The organism is Leptolyngbya iicbica LK (assembly GCF_004212215.1).
Lineage (GTDB): Bacteria > Cyanobacteriota > Cyanobacteriia > Phormidesmidales > Phormidesmidaceae > Halomicronema > Halomicronema iicbica.
In genome coordinates, this window is sequence record NZ_QVFV01000008.1 from 162,041 (window position 1) to 183,807 (window position 21,767).

Consider the following 21,767-nt stretch of genomic DNA (forward strand, 5'->3'; position numbering starts at 1 on the left):
GAGTGTGTCGGGTCGCCCCCTCGGTCGGGGCTACCCCCGGACCTTGGGGCAGGGGCGATCGCCGGGCGCGGCCATCGTGCAATCTTGGGCAAGGCAGGGCTGTTGATAGCAGTCTTCCGTTTCCAAAGCGGGCGGGGGAGCGCCGAAGACCATCTCACAACTGAAGTCCTCAAAGTTGGGCGTCATGGTGAGGGGAATGCCGAAGTCTTCAGTAAAGAAGCGCTGGGTCGGTAGTTTGCACATGTTGACACACATGCCGACACAGCGACTCTGTTCCAGATAGCGGCACTTTTGAATGTGGACGCCGCTGGTTTGTTGGCGCGGTTCACCGTTGGCGTCCGTCACGGTGACTTCGGTGACTTCGCAAGGGCCGACTAACCATTCAAACAAGACGGTGGCAAACCAGGCGTTGAGTTCGCATACCAGGCGAGTTGGGGAAAAGAGGGTGCGGATCAGCCATAGTGCTGGTGCGGGCACCAGAGACTTCAGCACGACAGCGACCAGCGCTTGCTGTTCCTCGGCGTTGCGCCCTTTCATGATTTTTTGCGATAGGTCAACGAAGCCGTCGTAACCCTGCAGCGCAGTTTTTTGCCCCACGGCATGGGCCATTTTGCGGCTAAAGAGGCGAATGAACAGCCGATCAAACAGGCCGTCCTGATATTCCGTAGGGGGTTGCCGAGTCTGCATAGCGGACTGGTGAGTTGCATTCAAGGGGCTTGAATACTGTAGCGCGATCGCTCTCTTCCCTTCCGAGCGGCTGAGCCTATCGGCTGGGTTTCACAGCCAGAGCATCGCGCCCAAAATCATCAATAAGACTGACAGCAGCGCTTGAAAGCGTTCGATCGGGAGGCGGTGATTAATCCAGCCGCCGATCGCGATCGCCCCCAGTATCCCGGGCAGCGACAGGCCATAGAGTTGAAAAATGCGCTCAGTCCACAGTCCGGCCAGGGCATGGCTGCCCAAAATGCCCAGTCCCGTGGGCAAAAAGTAACTTTGCAAGCTGGCCCGAAACTCGCTGGGCGACCACCGCCGCATTTCGCCATAAATGACGACTGGGGGGCCATTGGTGTTGTAAGCGCCGCCCAGCACTCCCGCCACAAAGCCAAAGAGCGCAGCCCAGCGCGCCGAGTCCAGCTTCATCAACCGCAGATTGCCTAAGCGATAGAGCCCAAAGCCGATGAGGAACAGTCCCAGTAGGCGGGTGACAATCTCACTGGGGACTTGCGTGACCAGCCAGATGCCTACAGGGATGCCCGCCAAAGTCGCCAGCACTAAGCGCCACACCGACCCCACCTCGACCAAGCGCCAATTGCGCAGCAAAATAATGCTGGCGATGGTGGGGCCGACCAAGCCAAACAAGGGGGTGGCGGTGGTAATGCCCAACAGCAGCGTCAGCAGGGGCATGGCAAACAGGGCACTACCAAAGCCAAAGGTCGAGGAGATCAGCGTCGCCCCAAAGAAAATCAGTGCCGTAAAGAGTGCTTCAGCCATGCCAGTTCTGCAAATGCCCCGTCTATGATGAGAGCATGAAACCAGGATGTAGGCAGTATGGGTGATATCAATCCGTTTCGGCTAAAGATTTCGCAGTTGCGCGCCTTAGTGGCGATCGCCGACAGCGGCACCTTTAGCGATGCGGCCCTTGACCTCGATCTCTCCCAATCTGCCGTCAGCCACGCGATCGCCATCCTCGAAGACGAGTTAGGCGTCGTGTTGCTTAACCGCGGTCGCCAAGGGGCGGCCCTAACTCCTTTGGGTGAAGAAGTCACCGCTGAAGCCCGCCGCCTGATGGACTCGCTAGAGCGGATTGGCCAGCTGGCGCAGCAGTCCCGGGGCTTGCAGCAAGGCACCGTGCGCATTGCTGGATTCCGGAGTGTCGCGACTCACATCTTGCCAGAGGTGATCCAGCAGTTTCGCAACGATTATCCCGGCATTCAGGTCAAGATCGAAGAATACCACCAGTCGCAACAGGTGGAACGCGAAGTGCGTCAGGGCAATGCCGACATTGGCTTTACTTACTTACCCACTACGCCAGAGTTTACGGCGTGGGAACTGTTGCGCGATCGCTATGTGCTATTGCTGCCCCCCCACAGCGATTACCTGAAGGGTCCCAACACTTGGGAGCGGTTGGTGAAGCTGCCCCTCATTCTGGCCCCACCCGATGACGGCTGTCGCAACCTGATTGAGCAGCATTTTGCCCATACCCATTTGGCGGTTAAGCCCGTTTATGAAGTGCGGGAGGATTCCACCATTTTGAGCATGGTGCAAAAGGGGCTGGGGGCGACGATCATGGCGCAGCTCGCGGCAGAACCGATTCCCGCTAATCTGACGCTGACTGAGTTACCAACGCCGTTGGTGCGCGTGATTGGGGTGATTCAACTGACTGAGGCGCTGCAAACGCCGCCGGTCTTTGCCTTTATGGATACCTTGAAGCAAGTTTGGACCGCTGCCCAGCGGGTGATGCAGCCCGTGGCTGGAGGCTGGTGACGAATACGGCCCATGCGTTTCCAAAGGTGATCACTGCAGAGCTGTCGCCGTTGAGAGCGATCGGATAAACGCTGCATTCCCCACTGGTCGAAATGACCGCGATCCGAGATGATAGGGGGATATCAAAACGCAGTTTGGGATTGGCATCGGTCGCATGGGGGCAGCATCACACTGGAATACCTTGCCAGAACAACTGCTCGATTTGGCCCAGCAGGCAGGCGCGGAAGCAGCGGAAGTCTTTCAGTCGAGCTCGTCGGCCCATCCCGTTTTTTTTGAAGCGAATCGGCTGAAACAGCTTGAGAGCAATAATTTAGCTGGCACGGCGCTCCGGCTCTGGCGAGATGGACGACCGGGCATTGCGGTGGCCCACGGACCGATCGCGCCTCAAGCCCTGGTGGATAAGGCGATCGCCATTAGCCAGCTCAACGACCCCGAAGAGATTCAACTCAACGAAGGCACGGCGCAGCATTTTCCCGATGTGGGGGCAGCGGTCTCGGTAGCGCAAATGATCGAGTGGGGCAACACCGCGATCGCCCTGATCCGCGATCAGTATCCCGAAGTGCTGTGCGAAGCGGAATTGGAGTGCGACACAGAAATTACCCGCCTGGTGAACTCGCGGGGGCTGGACTATGGCTACAGCGACATTACGCTGAGCGCTTACCTGGGGGTCGAATGGGTGCGCGGCGACGACTTCTTGAGCGTGGGCGATGGCCAGGTGAAACGCTATGCGCTGGCCCCTGAAGCCCTGGCCGAGCAGATTTTGAAACGGTTGGCCTGGGCCGACCGCAACGTTGAGCCGGTGGTTGGCCGCGTCCCGGTGCTGTTCACCGCCAAAGCCGCCGACATCCTCTGGGGGACGGTGCAGGCGGCGCTCAGTGGCAAGCGCGTGCGCGAAGGCTCCTCACCGTGGAGCGATCGCCTGGGCGAAAAAGTCACCTCTGAGGCCCTCACCCTCTATCAAGATCCCGACACCGGGCCATTTAGCTGTCCCTTTGATGATGAGGGCACCCCCGCCCAAAAGCTCACCTTTATTGAGCAGGGCGTGCTGCGATTGTTCTACACCGATCGCACAGTGGGGCAAGAGCTCGGTGGCGGTTCCACCGGTAATGGGTTTCGTCCTGGGTTGGGCAGTGCCCCCACGCCGGGCCTCTTCAATACCCTGATCGAACCAGGGCAATTGACTCTGGCGGAACTGATCCAACAACTGGATGATGCGATCGTGGTGGATCAGATTTTGGGCGAAACCGCTGGCATCTCTGGCGATTTTTCCATCAATATCGACCTGGGCTACCGGGTGCGGCGGGGCGAGATTCAGGGGCGGGTAAAGGATACGATGGTGTCAGGGAATGTCTATACTGCTTTGATGAATCTACAGGCGATGGGGCGAGACGCGGATTGGAATGGTGCCTGTTTTACGCCCTCGGTCCTGTTAGCGGGTCTCTCGGTGACGGGAGCCCGATAAGCCCGCGATCGCTCGGCGAGAGCCCGGGTTCGCTCTCCCGCGTTGCGTCCCAAACGGTGAACTGGGCATTCTCTCGATTGTTGTTTCACGCCCCCACGCTATGCTGCGCTTTCGGCGCTTGCACCGATTTTTTGGTCCCAAACGGGTTGCCTTCCTTGAGGCCTGCATCATCGGAGTTGTCTCCGGTTTAGCCGCCGTCGCGCTCAAACAAAGCGTGGAAATTTTAACCGGGTGGCGGCTGACCAGTGCGTTGCCCCCATGGCTGCTGTTGCCGCTGGTCGGGTTCTTGGGGGGCACAATGTCGGGTTGGTTGCTCGAACGGGTGGCACCGGAAGCCGCTGGCAGTGGCATTCCCAAGGTCAAAGCGGCCCTCGCCTATGTGGATATTCCCCTGAACTTGCGGGTGGCGCTGGCGAAGCTGGGCAGCACCATTTTGGCGCTCGGCTCGGGGCTATCGTTGGGACGGCAGGGGCCGACGGTGCAGATTGGCGCGGCCCTGGCAGCGCAACTGAGTCAGTGGGTGCCCACCTCACCGGAATATCGGCGGCAGTTGATTGCGGCAGGCGCGGCAGCGGGCTTAGCCGCCGGGTTCAATGCGCCCATTGCTGGGGTGCTGTTTGTCGTTGAGGAACTGCTGCAAGACTTTTCGAACTTGACGTTGGGCACCGCCATCCTGGCGTCCTTTGTCGGGGCGGTGGTGTCGCGGTTGCTCGGCGGCCAGGGGCTCAACCTGAGTACCTTTGGCACCATGCAAACGGGGCTATCGGTGCAGGATATTCCTTTTTTGGTGCTGCTCGGCATTCTCGCGGGGATTTTTGGCGGCCTATTTAGCAAGGGCATTTTTACCAGTCTGCATCTGTTTCAGCAGATGAAAACAGTCAGCTTGCCGTTGCGGATTGGCTTGGCGGGGGGCTTTACCGGGCTGGTGGGTGCGGTCTTGCCGATCGCGGCCCAAGACAATACTGGCCTGCGAGAAATTCTCGTGACGGGCAATGCCGCCTGGCAGGTGATCGCGATCGCCTTTGTGTTGAAATTTTTGCTCACACTGCTGGCCTATGGTTCTGGCGCTTCGGGGGGCCTGTTTGCCCCCGCTCTGGTGTTGGGGTCGGCGCTGGGCTGTTTGGTCAGCTTTGTTGCCCAAACCAGCCACGGTTTAATGGGGTTGCCGGTAGATACCCTGGCGAGCAGCAACACCACGACCTATGCCCTGACGGGGATGGGGGCATTTTTTAGCGCCGTAACTCGTGGTCCCATTACCGCGATCGTCATCGTGTTTGAGATGACCGCCAACTTCAATCTGGTGCTGCCGCTGATGATTGGCTCGGGGCTGGCCTACATTTTCAGCGACCGCATTTCGTCCGGCTCGATTTACGATCGCCTGCTGGCGTTTCAGGGCATTCACCTGAGCGCGACACCGGCAGACGCGAATCCCTGGGCCAACCTCACGGCGGAAGATTTGATGCAGCGTCGGGTCGAAACGCTGTCCGCCACGATGACGGTGTCCGAAGCGTTGGAGGCCTTCTCGCGATCTCACCATCGCGGCTTTCCTGTGTTGCACCAGGGCAAACTGGTGGGCATTGTGACCCAGACGGATCTGGGGGATAAAACCCAGAGTCGCGCCAGCGATTTGCTCTTGCAAGACATCATGACCCCAGAGCCGTTGACGGTGACGCCGGAGTCTTCGCTGCCCCACGTGCTGGATTTGTTGAATCGGCTGAAGGTGAGCCGCATTCCCGTCACGGATGGCAACAAGCTGGTGGGCATCATCACGCGCGGCGATATCATTCGGGCCGAATCAGAACGGTTGAGCGGCACCTCGACGGAAGCTGGCCCCGCGACGACCCCCTCCTGTGGCATTTACCGCACGCGATCGCCCGCTGTGGGGCGGGGGCGGCTGCTGGTGCCCCTCAGCGATCCTGAAACGGCTCCGTTATTGCTCAATATGGCGGTGGCGATCGCCCGCCAGCAGGAATACGAACTGGAATGTGTGCATGTTGTCATCGTGCCCCGGGCCATTCCCCCGGAAGAAGCGGCGGTCGATCTGGGTCCCAGCCAACAGCTGTTGCGTCTGGCTCAGCAGCGGGTTCAGGGCACCAAAGTGCCGCTGCACACCCAGATTCGGGTGGCCCATGATGTCGCCACCACGCTGTTAGAAGTGATTAAAAAACGCCACATCGATCAGGTGATGATCGGTTGGCGACGCCCCACCCTGACGCCGGGGCGACTGGTCGGCAATGTGGTCGACACCCTCTTGCGCCAGGCTCCCTGTCCGGTGATTGTGGTGAAACCGGGCACGACGCCCCAGTTCAATCGCTGGCTGTTGCCCTCGGCGGGTGGCCCCAATTCAAAGCTGGCGCTGCGGCTGATGCCCGCCCTGATGAGCTTGGGCCACGAGCCCCAGGTGCATTTGTGCGCGATCGCTACTAAGCGCGATGACCAACACTGTATGCACCGGCAATTGGTGCGCCGGGCGGGCATTCTTGAACGTCGTCTGCAGGCCACCGTCAAAACCCACATGACAGTGCAGGAAGACATCGCCACCGCGATCGTCGATTTGAGTACCCAGTTTCAGACGGATGTGATGATTGTCGGGGCCAGTCGCGAGAGCCTGTTTAGCCATGTGATCAAGGGCAACATTCCCCTCGAAGTGGCCCAACGGAGCAGCGCTACCGTGATTTTGGTGCAGTACAACTCCATCAACGCCAAAGCCATTCGCATTGTGGATAGTGAAGATGGCAAAGATCGCGTGATCACCACAGAAATCTTTTAGCCCACCAGGCTGGCATAGCAATCCGCCGTTAGGTGCCGAGAGCACAAAAGTTTCCAGCATGGGAATTAAATTTAGGCGTGGACAGCCGTCTCGGCTGTCCCGGAGCAGGCCAGATGCCTGCCCGATCAAACTTAGACTTTATAACATCACTGCTTCCTAATCCCCTCATTTTTCTGCCAAAGAGATACACGGAGCTATCTGCACAAGCCTATAAAACTGCCATTCAGTTGCAACTGAGGCTTTCAACGTTGGGGGCTTTCACTGATCACCCGGCGGTGGTTCTCAGGTCTTTTTTAGATCGTCCAGAGTTTGCTCAGCGCTTTCTCAGGGCACAGTCCCGGCTTTCTCACCCAGGGCCGTGACGATAGTCATCAAGCAACTCATGTACCGATTTAGGAGATTTGACCCATGCAGCGTTTAATTCTAGCCACCCTATCCACCCTGACTGTTGGCTTCACTTTGGCCTCTGGCGCAAATGCGCTGAAGCCGTTGAATTTGGCCGCGATCGCCCCCGTTCCTCAAGCGTCTGAAACCGTCGCGATCGCCCAAGCGACAGGACAGTTTGTCACCGTAGACCAAGCAAAAGCCACGACCGGCACCGCCAGCATCGTTACGGAGAATGGCCAGACCTATCTGGTCTTTGACAGCGCTTTTAGCACGGCCAATGGCCCTGATGTGCAGGTCGTCCTCTATGCCGATGGTGCTACCGTACCCGTCAACATCGAAGGCTCGAACTATGCGGTAGTCGGCGACTTGCAAAGCTTTGAGGGCGGGCAGCGCTATTTGGTCGATGCCAGCATTGATGTGGACGATTACACGGCGGTCGCGATTTGGTGCCGTGAGTTCGACGTCACCTTTGGTTACGCGCCGCTCTAGCAACTGGTTATGCCAGTCGTCCACGATGCGGTTGCGACGCCCCCACCGATAAAAAGGGGCGACCTCTGGGGTGTGAGGGACCGGGTGCCTGGAGCGATCGGCTGGGGGTATTTTCAGGGCACTTTTCTGAAGCAGAACTACAAAAACCGTCTCTTCAAAGCTTCTCTCCCTTTTTTGAATGCCCCTTGGGCTATCCCTTGGGACAGGGGTGGGATGAGGGCCAAGGGTAGCGGCAAAGTCCAGAACTGGTATGAGTTTTCTAGACGGGTGCGATCGCTCGGTAACTACCGAACGATCGCACCCGTTGCAGTTCTTGAAACTGAGCCCAGGTTTGCGGTTGCCCTTTCCATACTGTGAACAACAAGTTGGTCGCAAGGTGAGCAAGATGCGTTTAGGAACTCGTAGCGTTCAATCCAAAACCGTTTGGGCCGTCGGTCTGTTGAGTGCGATCGCCCTCGTCGGCTGCAGTGGTGCGCCCAGTAACCTGGCGCCGAGCGAAACCGCGATGTCAGATTTGGAAGTGGCGACATCCGGCGACCAGGCTCCGGCTGCGAGGGAGGCGGCTCCCGCAAGTCCCGTCGCGACGAGCAACTTTCAGAGTCGTACGCAGCTCATCAAGCAGGCGACTCTGCAGCTAGAAATGGCGGATGTGGATGCGGCGATCGCCGCCGTGTCAGACATTCTGGCTCAGTATCAGGGTGATTTGCTGCAGTTGTCTGACGCGGGCACTGCCGAAGATCAGCCCCGTCAGGTGACGTTGCAACTGCGGGTGCCGCAGGCCAATCTAGAGGCTACTTTGACGGCCTTAAAGCAGCTGGGTGAGGTCAATCATCAAGCCATCACTGCGTCGGATGTCTCGGGTCAACTGGTCGATTTGCAGGCGCGCATCCGCAATTTGCGCAAGTCCGAAGAGTCACTGCTGGCCATTATGGAACGCTCGGGCTCCATTGCCGAAGTGTTGGAAGTGAGTCGCGAACTGAGCACCGTGCGCGAAGCGATCGAGCGCAATGACGCGCAACTTCAAAGCCTGCAAAACCAAGTCGCCTATTCCACCATTAACCTGACGCTGATGAGTGACCAAGCGGTTGCTCCCCCCTCGTCGCCTATTGGCGAGACCCTGAGTCAAACCTGGGAGACTGCCAGTGGGGCCATGCAAACCATGAGCGTAGGATTGCTCCAGGTCTTACTGTGGCTCTTGGCCTTTAGCCCCTACATTGGCATTTTGGTGTTGAGCGGCTGGTTGGGCCGGCGGACTTGGCAGCAGCGGCGATCGCTGCAGCCTCCTATCGACTAGGGCGGATTGTTGCCAAGGGAGTTAGTCGCCCGCTTAACAGCCACCCCTGCTCTCGCAATAATTTTGGCTACCCAGTCATTGCGAGAGCCTACCCCGCTGCCCCGCTGCACACCGGGCTGGTTTGCTCGGACAAGAGCGCAAGCTATCTTGTCCCCACTCCATTACTCCAACCCTCCTCCGCAACTTGCAAGGGCATCATCCTTGGCGAAAAGAGTGACGCGCCAGCCGGTAAATAGTGGCCCCGTTGGTGCAACTGGGGCGAGTGGATTGCCAACTTTTACTGGCTAGATATCGTTGCGGCATGCCAGGTGTAGCACCATTCAAAAAGCAAAATTGAGGTCCTTATAAAACTCAGCCGCTAGCAGTTTTAGGCGGCACAACTAATAGGGATTCGCGACAAAAAGGTTGAGAGGTAGCGAGTGCTGTTGTTTGAGACGACTCGGTCGTGACTTTTCAAGTTCGCACGTATCTGAGCGTCGTTAATGAGGGTGGTCTTGATTGCCGAATTTTTAAGGCTGAGGTGTCGCGATCGCAGCGCTGAGCCGATGACAAGATACCCTTGTGGCTGAACATCACGCCGATAAATCTGTTGAAGGCCATAACAGAATCCTACCCGCACTAGCCTCAAAGTTAAGCAACAGAGTGAGCGTCTTCATCCTCTGATCGTTTGCCACTATTTAGATAAAGCGTTCTATCTAATGGCAGCGATCGATGTTAACGATCGATGCCGCAAGGTTTTGAAAACTTGCCCAATAAATTTAAAATTGCACTGAAGAGAAGTACGGTAAAAGATTTAACAATTCATAAAAACAGGCTTTATTTTTACAAAAACAAGCTTTGTATCGAATTTTCTAGTCCCTGAACGCTTCCTGTCCTGTTTAAGTAACTTGAATATAAGGGGTCGAGCTGTATGACCTGGGTATGATTAGGGTGCTGATTGGTGGATGAACCCATCAAAGCTTCACACTGCGGTTAAGCCAGATCAGCGACAATAGTAAATGCAATCCTGCAGTTAGGATGCGGGCTGGCATGGTTTTATCCGATACCATGTGAAAAATCCTTTTAGTCAGGCTGATGGATTCGGCATTTTTTACAATTCATGCAATTGAAATCCGCGATAGGCACATCAAATAATCCGCTGCCACAAAATTTAAGTTCAGCAGTCGTACGATCACTGACGGTGGTTTCACCGAACACTTATTTGCTCGATGCCATTGCTTTGATGACGCCAGATATGGCATCTTTTGGTGATCTAAAGACGTCAAAATCTTGTGATCCAAATCACGTTTGGGTGCTCGAAGGCGATCGCATTTTAGGGGTTCTGACGGTTGCCACAGTGGTTCACTTAAGTGCTAACCCTGCCGCACTGCCGCAGCTTTCCTTGTCAGAAGTGCTAGTGTCACCGCAGGCAATATTGTCAGAGGTCGCTTTGAGTGATGGCGATGTCATTACTGATGTCTGGCGATCGCCCCCTGTCGTCCCCATCGCCGTGGTTGATGAGCAGCAGCGTCTCGTTGGCATGATTACGCGAGAGAGTTTGTGGTCTGCCGTGGCCGCTGTCCCGATTCCTGCCTCAACAGCGCAAGAGATGTCACCCCCATCGCCTGCAGAAACAGCTCCAGCGGTGAATTCGCTGAGGGGAACCCCGCTGTCGGTGATGAGTGTTGAGGCCATCTTTGACACCTTACTGGCCGGGTATTGGGACTGGGATATTCCGGCGAATCAAGAATATTTGAGTCCGGGATTTAAGCGGATGTTTGGCTATGCCGACCACGAACTACCGAATGCGCCGGAAGCCTGGCAAAATCTGATTTTTCCGGAAGATTTGGCCAAAGTGATGGCGAGCTTTGAACGCCATGTATCGAGTCGAGGGCAAGAACCGTTTGATAACGAGGTGCGCTATCACCACAAAAATGGGGACATCGTTTGGGTGAACTGCGTCGGGGAAGTGGTGGCCTGGGACGAGCAGGGGCAGCCCCTACGGATGATTGGCTGTCACATTGACATTACTCAGCAAAAACGAGCTGAACTAGAGACGCAGCAGACCAAGGAAGAACTCGAAAATTTCTTCACGGTGGCGCTTGATTTGCTATGCATTGCTGATACTGAAGGCTACTTTCGGCGCGTTAACCAGGCCTGGGAAACCACGCTGGGATATGCCCCGGCGGAACTGGAGGGACAGTCATTTTTAGCACTGGTGCATCCTGACGATATCGAAGAGACCCTGGCGGCGATCGCGCAACTCACCCATCAAGAGCGGGTTCAGTCCTTTGTCAATCGGTATCGTTGCCGCGATGGCAGCTACCGCTACATCGAATGGTATTCGCAGCCCCAGGGGGACTTGATTTACGCTGCGGCTCGCGACATCACCGAGCATCGCCAGCTGGAAATGAAGCTGCGTCGCCGCGAAGCTCACCTCAAAACGGCGCAGCGCATCGCGAAGCTGGGCAGCTGGGAATTTGAGGTGGCGACGGGCCGCATCATCTGGTCGGATGAAGTGTTTGAGATTTTTGGTCGCGATCCAGCTTTGGGGCCACCAAGCTATGCCGAACTGCTGACCATTTATCATCCTGACGACCAGGCATATCACGATCGCGTGGTGCAAGAAGCGATCAAAACCCAGCAACCTTACGATCTGGATTTGCGCGCCTTTCATCCGGACGGGCGGCTGATGTATTTGCAAGCCCGAGGCGAACCGATTTTCAATGCGGCGGGTGAATTGGTGCAGCTCGTCGGTGTCTTGCTCGATATCACCGAGCGCAAGCAGACAGAAGCGCAACTGCGACAAACGTCGGCCCAATTAGCGGCTTCGAATGATGAGTTAGAGGCGTTTGCTTATTCCGTTTCCCATGATTTGCGAGCACCATTGCGGGCGATCGAGGGCTTTAGTCAAGCGCTTTTAGAAGACTATGGCGATCAATTTGATCAACTCGGGCAAAGGTACTTTGATCGCATTCGCCACAATGTGGCCCGCATGAATGACTTAATCAATGCTCTGTTGGCGTTGAGTCGGGTATCCCGGAGTGCGATGACTTGTACGTGGGTCAATCTGAGTGACTTAGTGACAGCGGAAATCACTGAACTGCAAACCATCAACCCCGATCGCCAAGTCACCCTGATCGTGCCGCCACAGGTAGTGGCCTGGGGCGATCGCACCTTGCTCGGTGTGGTGATCAGCAACTTGGTCCAAAATTCCTGGAAATTTACCCAGCATCACCCCACCGCCCAGATCGAACTGGGGCAGTGCGATCGCGGCGAGCAGCCCACTTATTTCATCCGCGATGACGGCGCTGGTTTCGATATGGCCCATGCTGACATGCTGTTTGGGGTCTTTCAGCGATTGCACAATATGACCGAATTTCCGGGCACTGGCGTGGGTTTGGCAACGGCCAAGCGCATTATTCAGCGGCATGGGGGCAAGATGTGGGGCACTGGGGCCGTTGAAGCTGGGGCCACCATTTACTTTTCTTTGCCGATGGCCTCAGACAACGCCACAAATCAAGGGACGAGAGGATGATGACGCATCTTAGAAGTATCTTGCTGGTTGAGGATAACCCCGACGATGAAGCCCTGACCCTGCGGGCTCTGCGTCGAAACAATCTGCAAAACGAAATCATTGTGGCTCGCAGCGGCCAAGAAGCGCTGGATACGCTGTCTCAGTTATCGGTGCTGCCCTGTGTGGTGCTGTTAGATCTTAGACTGCCCAAAATTCCTGGTTTAGAGGTGCTCCGGCAGATTCGCGCCCATGATCGTTGGCACTCGTTGCCGGTGGTGTTGCTCACTTCGTCAAAGGAAGACCGGGATATTGCTGAAGGTTATGCGCTTGGCGCCAATAGCTACGTCTGTAAGCCGGTCGATTTTCAGCAATTTACGACGGCAGTGAGTCAACTCGGTCTGTACTGGGCCGTGATTAATGAACCGATGCCTCCTTAAGAGTTCATCCTGTCGCGGGTTGCCTGGTAAACGGCCGCCATTGAATATGGCACCCCTGAGAGCACGACTGGCGATCGCGATGTTATCGACTCCAGTTCTGTCGTACTTCGGTCGGCAAAGTTGCGAACCTATCGCCCTTGTCGTCGGTGGAATGATGCTACCGGCACCCCACGGCCCAGGCCGCTCGAACGGCCATCGTGACCGTTAAATAAGACAGCGTAAAACTTCTACCGGATTAGCCTGAAGCATGGGGGGTGAGGCAGACACCCAGCACCGGGCTAGCTACCGAGTCTACTGGTAACAAACATTGACATGATGGATCCAAATTCTTTAACCCTGTTGTTACTTGAAGATTCTGAAGATGATGAGTTGTTGCTGCTGCGTCACCTCAAACGCAGTGGCTTTGATGTCGTGTGGGAACGAGTGCAAACCGCGACTGAGCTGATCACGGCGTTGCCAAAGTGTCCCTGGAATCTCATCATTTCGGACTACAACATGTCCGGCTTCACCGCCTCAGAGGCGTTATCACTGGTGCAACAGAGCCGTCTCGACATTCCCTTTATTGTGGTCTCGGGCACCATCGGTGAAACGGTGGCGGTCGCCCTGATGAAAGCGGGTGCCAATGATTACTTAATGAAAAACAATTTGACTCGGTTAGCCGAGTCGATTCGCCGGGAACTGCGAGAAGCCAACGTGCGCAAGCAGCGGCGACGGGCAGAAACCGCACTGCTGTACAGCCAGACCCAAACGCGGGCGTTTCTGGCGGGCATTCCTGACATCATTTTTGTGATTGGCGCAGATGGTATTTATCAAGAGGTGTTGTCTATTCCCCCCGATCGCGATGTGTGCTTCGGGGGCATCGATCCGGTGGGTCATTCTGTCTTTGACTTTTCCCTCCCAGAACTGGCTGAACTGAAAATGCGGGCGACGCTGCAAGCGATATCGACTGGCGAGCTGCAAGTCTATGAGCAAGCGATTGAAATTAACGGCGAACAGCACTATGAAGAAGTGCGCGTCGTGAAAGTTGACACCGATGAAGCGATGTTGATTATCCGCGACATCACGGAACAGAAACAGGCAGAGTTGAAACTGGCTAAGCGCGATCGCTACATGACAGCGCTGGTCGAGATCCAGCAGTTGCTACTCAGCACCCCCGTCAATCAAGCTTTATATGATTTTATTTTGCCGGTCTTGGCCGAAATGTCTGGCGCTGATCGAGCCTATGTATTTGAGCAGGTGCGAGATGAGGCCCATGACTGCTGGGTGAGTCAGACGGTGGAATGGTGTCAGCCGGGCGTGGCGTCACAACAGAATAATCCTCGCTTGCAAAATCTGCATTGTCAGCGAGATCTGCCGTGGTTGTATGAGCAATTTCGCACGGTCGGTGTGGTGAACTGTCCCGTCTCCCAAATTCCTTGGCCGGAGCGACAGTATTTAGTCGATCAAGGTATTCGCTCCATCTTAGAGGTGCCTCTAATTGCCAATGGGGAGATGTTTGGCTTTATCGGGCTCGATGATTGCCATGCGGAAAAAGAATGGGATGCCGTAGAAGCGGAGATGCTACGGTCTTTGGCGACCGCGATCGCCCTTGCGAAGGAACGTGAACAAGCCGCCACCGCCCTGGCCAACCTCAATCAGGAACTGGAAAGTCGAGTCGCCCAACGTACCGCCGCACTGCAGAAAAGCGAAGCGCAGTTGCAGGCGTTTCTCAATTTTGCGCCCTCAATCATCTATGCCAAAGATTTGCAGGGACGCTATACACTCGTCAATCATGCCTTTTTAGAACTGTTTGCTTGCCGCTTTGATGACATCATTGGCAAAACTGAAGATGCCATTTTTTTACCTCAAGATGCTGCGCAAGTCCGACAAAATGATCAGTCAATTTTGGCTGACGAAGAGTTCCGTCGCTTTGAAGAAGTGCTGACAATTCATGGTAAGCAGCGCACATTTTTGTCTAATAAATTTTTGCTGCGAGATTCAGAGGGCAATCTCAGCAACCTTTGTGGCATTTCGATTGATATTACAGAACGCCAAGAAGCGCAGCAGCTTTTAGCCAGTAGCGAAGAGAAGTTTCGCAACTTGGTCGAAAATGCTAACGACATTATTTATATCTTGAATAGCGACGGCATTTTTAACTACATCTCTCCGAATTGGACCGAGATTTTAGGACATGACATCGACGAAGTTCTCAATCAGCCTTTTCAACCCTTCGTCCATCCCAAAGACGTGTCTCAATGCCTGGCTTTTTTGGACAGGATCCTTGATACCGGTCAGAAACAACAGGGCGTGGAGTATCGCGTCAAGCATAAAGATGGGAGTTGGCGCTGGCATACGTCAAATGCCTCACCCCACTATGACAGTGACGGCAATATCGTGGGTTGTTTAGGCATTGCCCATGACATTAGCGATCGCAAACAAGCCGAGGCCAAACTGCAACGCACCAACACTCAACTCGCGCGGGCGACGCGGCTAAAGGATGAGTTCTTAGCCAACATGAGTCACGAGCTACGCACTCCCCTGAATGCCATTTTGGGGATGACTGAAGGATTGCAAGAGCAGGTTTTTGGCTCCCTCAATGAGGGCCAACTTAAAGCCCTCGGCACGATCGAACGGAGTAGTAACCATCTGCTCACTTTGATTAACGACATTCTGGATCTCTCTAAGGTCGAAGCCGGCCAGATGGAACTGCATCTAGCTCCCACTTCGGTCGCCACACTTTGTCAGAACAGTCTGTCGTTTGTGCGCCAGCAAGCGTTGAAGAAGCAAATTCAATTGCAGGCTGACATCCCCGATCGACTGCCAGACATTGTGGTGGATGAACGGCGCATCAATCAGGTGTTGATTAATTTGCTCAGCAATGCCGTCAAGTTTACGCCCACCGGCGGAGAAATCACCCTCAAAGTAGAGTTGTTAGACGCTAATGACCAGCAGTCCTTAGCTGATATTCAAACCATGCGCTTGTCTGTAATCGACACCGGAATCGGCATTGCCTCCCACGATCGCCACAAGCTCTTCCGGCCATTTGTACAAATTGACGGTGCCCTCAATCGTCGACAAATGGGCACGGGCCTCGGTTTGGCATTGGTTAAACGGATTGTGCAGTTACATGGTGGCCAAGTCGAGGTGACCAGTGAGGTGGGGGTCGGCAGTTGCTTTAGGGTTGATCTCCCCTTGGGCACCGGCAGTACAATGCCTCAGCAGACGTCTCCCCTAAAGCCTGCTTCATCAGATCCCAATTTGCCTGCTTCCCCTCACCAGCCGCTCATCTTACTGGCTGAAGACAATGAGGCCAATCTCAGTACGCTCTCGAGTTACTTGCAGGCCAAAGGCTATGAACTGATTGTTGCCAGGACCGGCCGCGAGGCGCTAGACCAAGTCGCAGTTCATGCCCCGCATCTCATTTTGATGGATGTGCAGATGCCGGAAATGGATGGTCTCGAAGCCATTCGGCAGATTCGCCAAATGCCTAATCCAGCGCTGGCACAGGTGCCCATTATCGCGTTGACAGCCCTCGCGATGAAGGGCGATCGCGATCGATGTATTGCCGCTGGGGCCAATTACTATCTGAGCAAGCCGGTCAAACTTCGAGACCTCGTGACACAAATTCAAGGGTTGCTCGGCCGTCCTTGACCCGATCGCGCCACGATCGAGGAGGCTTTAGCGGAGGATGTTGCACCGCAACGGCGTCTGTCACCATTGAATCGCGCCCACCGAAACCGATGCTGCACGAGATCTTCAAGGAGAGGAGTCTCACATCGGCAAGACGACTTTGCCCATTCACTCTGATGCTCACGAATTGGCGAGTATGAGTCTATAGGCGGAATGAAAGCGGAGTCGGCTCAATCGTTAGCGTCGTGCTCCGGTTGGGTAGCTTAAGAGGTAATGCATCTAAAAGCGGCTCTATGTCAGCGGCCTATATTGAATTGCCGAGTGACTCTCAGCTTGACTGTCGATCACGGTGAGTAACATCAATCTCAAAACCATAGATAACCTTAGTTCGGGATAAGAAATTCGAGCGCCTTTGCTCACCTGTGGGATCGCCAATCCCCTCTTCGGGAGGGGTGTCCGAAGGACGGGGTGGGCGCTGTCAGTGGCTTACCCACCCCATCAGTCCCTCTTAGGAGGGGAAAGTAAAGGGTTTTTGGCTTAACCCGCACTGACGTTAGATAGGGCACTTGAGAAGACCGATAAAAAGCACTACGCTTAGCCAGTAGTCATGCTATTTGGCAATGTATAAAGTTGGCCTGGTCAAAAGGATTGCGCTCTAAAAGTATGAATAAAAGCTGTATCTTGGTGGTCGATGATGACCCCATCAACTTTGACGTAATTGAGGCTTTATTAGATCGGTGCGACTACGAGTTTCACTATGTCAATAGTGGTGAATCAGCTTTGGTGGCACTGAATAAAGTAAACCCCGATTTGATCTTGCTAGATGTCATGATGCCGGGTATTAATGGGGCCGAAACCTGTCAAAAAATTCGGGCTCAAGCTCAATGGAAGACTGTGCCGATCATCATGGTGACAGCTTTAGATAACAACCTGATCATGTCCCATTGTCTGACGGCTGGGGCCAACGATTTTGTGACTAAACCCATTAACTCAATTGAGTTAAAAGCCCGCATTCAGTCAATGTTGCGGATGAAACAACAGTATGATGAAATTCAAAATTTATCGGCTCTGCAAGCCAACACAGTCTCATTTTTACAAGAAACTTTAGATGAGCTGCGAGGTAATTTAGCTCGGAGCCTATCCCATGAATTGAACACGCCCATTAACGGTATTTTAGGCACCCTATCGCTTCTTAAAGATGACCTTGAAGAGATGGATGTGGATGAGATCAAGGAAATCTTAGACTGGACTGAAACATCAACTCGCCGTTTAGAAGGTCTGACTCAGAAGTTTTTAATTTATCTGGAACTGGAGTTAAAGCACTCGTCTTCATCTTCTCAAGAGGACTCAGAGGATTGGCTATTTCCGGGTGATGGATTACTCGCAGAACTGTCTACCTGTGCTCAAAAAATGGGGCGAGCCTCAGACTTAATGTGTGATTTTGACGCTGGGCCAGTATCGATATCGCAGCGGTATTTGGTGATTGCCCTGCGAGAGCTGGTGGATAATGCCTTGAAGTTTTCACAACCCGATACCCCTATTAACGTAATGGGGAAAATTGATCAGAATCAACTAACCCTGACAGTGCAAGACTTTGGCCGTGGTATGACACCTGAGCAAACCACCAAAATTGGTGCTTTTATGCAGTTTGATCGACAGCTGTATGAACAACAAGGCGTGGGAATTGGCTTGCGTATCGTGCATAAAATTGTCGAACAGGCTGGTGGGACGTTTGAAGTACACAGCCAAGTGGCATCTGGTACGAAGGTGATGATCCATTTACCCCTGAATTTAGCGATCGCCCCTGACGTCAACACAGCATCCATCAACCCTTCTCAGGACTGACCAAACCGCAAGTAACACGTCCTTGCAATGGATTTAGCCGTCATGGCTGAGGGCTTTGAAACTCTAGAGTCGATGGTGCGTTGTTGCTCAAGGGCGATCGCCTCTACCAGTGGTGTCGGCCACCTGCGCCAGGGTCAAGGTATCTGCCATGCCCGCTGCTATCCTCAAGCGAGACTGTCTGCTGTCAGCGCTGGTACTGCATGATTGTCTTCCTTGGCGCCACAAGCGGCCTGCATAAAGCCTAAAAATAGGGGATGCGGCGCACTGGGACGAGATTGAAACTCGGGGTGGAACTGACTGGCAATAAAGAACGGGTGGTGGGGATATTCGATCATCTCCACTAGGCGACCGTCTGGTGAGGTGCCGCTAATCACGTAGCCTGACTCGTCAAACAGATTGCGAAAGGCGTTGTTGAATTCGTAGCGATGGCGGTGCCGTTCGTAAATCACTTCGTCGTGGTACAGCCGACTCGCCAGGGTATCGGGTTTAATCCGGCAGGGATAGAGCCCCAGCCGCATGGTGCCGCCCAAATCCACCACGTCCTGCTGTTCGGGGAGCAGGCTAATGACCGGGTTGGGCGTGTCGGGGTCCATTTCTGAACTGTTAGCTCTTTCCAGATGGGCCACGTTGCGCGCCCATTCCACCACCGAACACTGCATCCCTAAACACAGCCCCAGAAAAGGAATCTGGTTTTCTCGCACATATTGGATGGCGCGAATTTTGCCATCGACGCCCCGGGTACCAAAGCCCCCTGGCACCACGATGCCGTCAATGCCCTTGAGCAAAATTTCCGGTGACTGTTCTTCCAGATCTTCGGAGTTGACCCAGCGAATTTTGAGATTGGCGTGGGCGGCGATCGCCGCGTGCTGCAACGCTTCCGAGACAGATTTATAGGCATCGTTGAGGCTGACATATTTGCCCACGATCGCAATTTCCACATCGCGATAGGTGTTGTGCATGCCATCGACGATCGCTTGCCAGTGAGTCAGATCGGGCTCTCGCTGCTCCAGACCAAAAATGTCGAGCACTTGATGGGCTAATCCTTCCTGCTCCACCATCAGCGGCACTTCGTAAATGCTGCCGACATCATGGGTGGTGATGACACAGTCTGTTGGGACGTTGCAAAACTCGGAAATCTTTTCCTTAATGCTGTAGGGGATAGGCTTTTCGGAACGGCAGACGAGGATATCAGGCTGAATGCCGATGGAGCGCAGTTCCTTGACCGAATGCTGAGTGGGCTTCGTTTTGACCTCGCCCGCTGCGGCGATGTAAGGCACCAGGGTGACGTGCATATAAATCACATCATGGCGACCCACGTCTTTGCGAAACTGCCGGATCGCTTCTAAAAACGGCAGGGACTCGATGTCGCCCACCGTGCCGCCAATTTCGGTAATCACCACGTCGGGATTGGTGTTGCGGGCCACCCGGTGAATCCGTTCTTTGATCTCATTGGTGATGTGCGGGATCACCTGCACCGTGCCGCCTTCGTAGTCGCCGCGCCGCTCTTTGTTAATCACTGCCTGGTAAATCGAACCCGTGGTCACGCTGTTGAGTCGTGACATGGCCGTGTCGGTAAAGCGCTCGTAATGGCCGAGGTCGAGGTCGGTTTCGGCCCCGTCTTCGGTGACAAAGACTTCGCCATGCTGAAAGGGACTCATCGTGCCCGGATCGACGTTGATGTAGGGATCGAGCTTCAAAATGGAAACGGAGTAGCCCCGCGATTTGAGCAGCCGCCCCAAACTTGCGGCGGCGATGCCCTTCCCAATGCTGGAAACCACGCCACCCGTGACAAAGACAAACTTAGCCATATTCCCTCTATCTCAGTGCCTACTGGCGATCTCGCGCCCTCTCCTCACCCAGTTGCCAGGGGCGATCGCCACGTCCCGTTGAAATTTCAACCCATTAATTTTGCCACAGCCCTGCAAATTCACGCGGGAGATTTGTCCAGGGTCTCTTAACCACGAATTGCAAAAATTTCTCTAGGACTTAGGGCAAATTCCGGTACCACAGTTGACTTCAGTTTTTCGCTGTCGGTATACACGCTGTCCTCGTAGCGTCCATTGACCCAGAGGCAAAGCGTCACCTGCTGAGTGGCTGGGTCAACGATCCAATATTCAGCGATGCCCCGAGCGGCGTACTCGGTATGCTTATAGCGATAATCTCGTTCTTGATTGACTTGTCCAGGGCTGACAATCTCGACCACGAGGGCTGGTGGTGGCATATCGCGGGTAATGGTGGCGCGACGGGCGTCGGCGATCGCGGCTTTTGACTCTGCTGTATGCACCAGCAAATCAGGAATGCGGCAGGTGGCCCGTCGTCCGGTTACTTCAATCTCAGTATCTTTGTAGGCGATCAGCGTAATCGGTAGCAGCTTAGCGAGCTCAAACAGCAGCTTTCTAGCAATGTCGTTGTTGCCTTCAGATTCGGGTGGCATCTCGACGATCGCTCCATTCACGAGTTCTTGCCGCTGGTCGGTGTCGCGATCACGGGCCAGGTATTCCTCAAAGGTTAAGTAATTGGATGGGCGAGAGACGGCTTGGCTCATGGGAACGATCTCCGCAGCAATAAACCTATTTTAACGATGGGATGTTCTGGGCGATCAAGACCGACTGCTCAACGATTCCCGCCCGGCTCTGAATGGTTCCCACCTAACCCCGAAGCGTTCCCGCCTGCCGCGCAATGAATGTTGACGACGGCGAAGGACACGTCCTGTTTGCGCAGGCGATCGCGCACAGTAGAGACAGAGTGATCGGCCATCATTGGGATGTCTCGCCAACCTCGTCAGCTACTTGCAGGCTATTGCTACCACGTCACAGTGCGATGCAACAATCGCGAATTTCGGCGCACGCAGTTTGAGTGTCGGGAATTGTTGCTGTCTGCCATTAAACGCTGCCAGGAGAAATTTGGCTTTGCTATCGTACTGGATGACTTGAAATCCAAGCCCGAATAGTGGTCAAAACGGCTTCCGTTTCATGCTGTACCTCACTATTCTGAAATCGTAGAAAGTTAATACCTAAAGATTCAAGCCGTGATTGTCGATAGCGATCTTGAATTTGAGACTCTTTGCAATTATGAGAAGAACCATCGACCTCAATTGCTAGTTTCAGCCGCTTGCAGTAGAAGTCAACAATGTATTCATCAATTGGTTTTTGGCGATCAAAGTCAAAGCCAGCCATCTGTTTACCTTTGAGATGCTGCCATAAGGTTATTTCAGCTGGCGTCATGTTGTTTCTTAGCCGCCGAGCGATCGCTTTTAGCTTTGGGTTATAGGGTAGAAAGTCAGGAGTTTTGCCCATCGCTCATCTTTGTCTGGGATAGTTGTAGCATTCCCAGACAATCATCCTGAAGCGGTCTGGTAAGTGACAAGAACCCACCCCTAGCCCCTCCCTCGGAGGGGAATTGGCTAAGTCCAACCAAAGTACAGGGACAAAACTATGGCGGTGAAAGCTGCAAGCTAACCGTGGTCGGGATTTGACAAATCGAGGAGCGAGGCG

The 21,767-nt window shown here is 54.6% G+C and carries 14 protein-coding genes; 9 read left to right on the forward strand and 5 right to left on the reverse strand.

Annotated features, from left to right (window positions below; translation table 11 throughout):
* Positions 1-30 precede the first annotated feature (30 nt).
* Together DYY88_RS21265 and DYY88_RS21270 are read right to left on the reverse strand one after the other, a co-directional pair.
* Positions 31-687 (reverse strand): beta-carotene isomerase domain-containing protein, encoded by a 657-nt coding sequence (locus DYY88_RS21265; RefSeq protein WP_039726288.1) that lies wholly within the window; start codon positions 685-687, stop codon positions 31-33.
* A 90-nt stretch (positions 688-777) separates the two neighbouring features.
* Positions 778-1,491 (reverse strand): sulfite exporter TauE/SafE family protein, encoded by a 714-nt coding sequence (locus tag DYY88_RS21270; RefSeq protein ID WP_039726290.1) that lies wholly within the window; start codon positions 1,489-1,491, stop codon positions 778-780.
* A gap of 57 nt (positions 1,492-1,548) precedes the next feature.
* Here DYY88_RS21270 and DYY88_RS21275 point away from each other — a divergent pair, with 57 nt between their 5' ends.
* The 9 genes from DYY88_RS21275 (at position 1,549) to DYY88_RS21315 (ending at position 18,273) form a co-directional block, all read left to right on the forward strand.
* On the forward strand, positions 1,549-2,484 hold the full coding sequence (locus DYY88_RS21275) for a LysR family transcriptional regulator (protein ID WP_039726292.1): 936 nt from the start codon (positions 1,549-1,551) through the stop codon (positions 2,482-2,484).
* A 154-nt stretch (positions 2,485-2,638) separates the two neighbouring features.
* Positions 2,639-3,946, forward strand: coding sequence for a TldD/PmbA family protein (locus DYY88_RS21280; protein ID WP_039726293.1), 1,308 nt, complete (start codon positions 2,639-2,641; stop codon positions 3,944-3,946).
* Between the two features lie 100 nt (positions 3,947-4,046).
* Entirely contained in the window at positions 4,047-6,716 is a 2,670-nt protein-coding gene (locus tag DYY88_RS21285; protein ID WP_044151136.1) for a chloride channel protein, read from the forward strand.
* A 408-nt stretch (positions 6,717-7,124) separates the two neighbouring features.
* Complete coding sequence (locus tag DYY88_RS21290; RefSeq protein WP_039726294.1) at positions 7,125-7,592, forward strand: DM13 domain-containing protein; 468 nt, start codon at positions 7,125-7,127, stop codon at positions 7,590-7,592.
* Positions 7,593-7,977: 385 nt separating this feature from the next.
* A complete protein-coding gene (locus DYY88_RS21295; protein WP_039726297.1) occupies positions 7,978-8,886 on the forward strand; it encodes a DUF4349 domain-containing protein in 909 nt (302 codons plus the stop codon).
* Between the two features lie 1,180 nt (positions 8,887-10,066).
* On the forward strand, positions 10,067-12,403 hold the full coding sequence (locus DYY88_RS21300; protein ID WP_052288332.1) for a PAS domain-containing protein: 2,337 nt from the start codon (positions 10,067-10,069) through the stop codon (positions 12,401-12,403).
* Complete coding sequence (locus tag DYY88_RS21305) at positions 12,403-12,819, forward strand: response regulator (RefSeq protein ID WP_039729687.1); 417 nt, start codon at positions 12,403-12,405, stop codon at positions 12,817-12,819. Before DYY88_RS21300 ends, DYY88_RS21305 begins: the two co-directional genes overlap by 1 nt.
* 312 nt (positions 12,820-13,131) lie before the next feature.
* Positions 13,132-16,449: a PAS domain S-box protein gene (locus DYY88_RS21310; RefSeq protein ID WP_084607026.1), complete on the forward strand. Its 3,318-nt coding sequence runs from the start codon at positions 13,132-13,134 to the stop codon at positions 16,447-16,449.
* 642 nt (positions 16,450-17,091) lie between these two features.
* Complete coding sequence (locus DYY88_RS21315) at positions 17,092-18,273, forward strand: hybrid sensor histidine kinase/response regulator (protein WP_039726298.1); 1,182 nt, start codon at positions 17,092-17,094, stop codon at positions 18,271-18,273.
* A gap of 164 nt (positions 18,274-18,437) precedes the next feature.
* Here DYY88_RS21315 and pyrG read toward each other — a convergent pair whose 3' ends face one another.
* The 3 genes from pyrG to DYY88_RS21335 form a co-directional block, all read right to left on the reverse strand.
* On the reverse strand, positions 18,438-20,081 hold the full coding sequence (gene pyrG / locus DYY88_RS21320; protein ID WP_044151137.1) for a CTP synthase: 1,644 nt from the start codon (positions 20,079-20,081) through the stop codon (positions 18,438-18,440).
* A 146-nt stretch (positions 20,082-20,227) separates the two neighbouring features.
* Positions 20,228-20,818, reverse strand: a complete 591-nt coding sequence (locus DYY88_RS21325; protein WP_039726299.1) for a Uma2 family endonuclease — start codon at positions 20,816-20,818, stop codon at positions 20,228-20,230.
* A 367-nt stretch (positions 20,819-21,185) separates the two neighbouring features.
* Positions 21,186-21,569, reverse strand: a complete 384-nt coding sequence (locus tag DYY88_RS21335) for an endonuclease domain-containing protein (RefSeq protein WP_039726300.1) — start codon at positions 21,567-21,569, stop codon at positions 21,186-21,188.
* Positions 21,570-21,767: the final 198 nt, after the last annotated feature.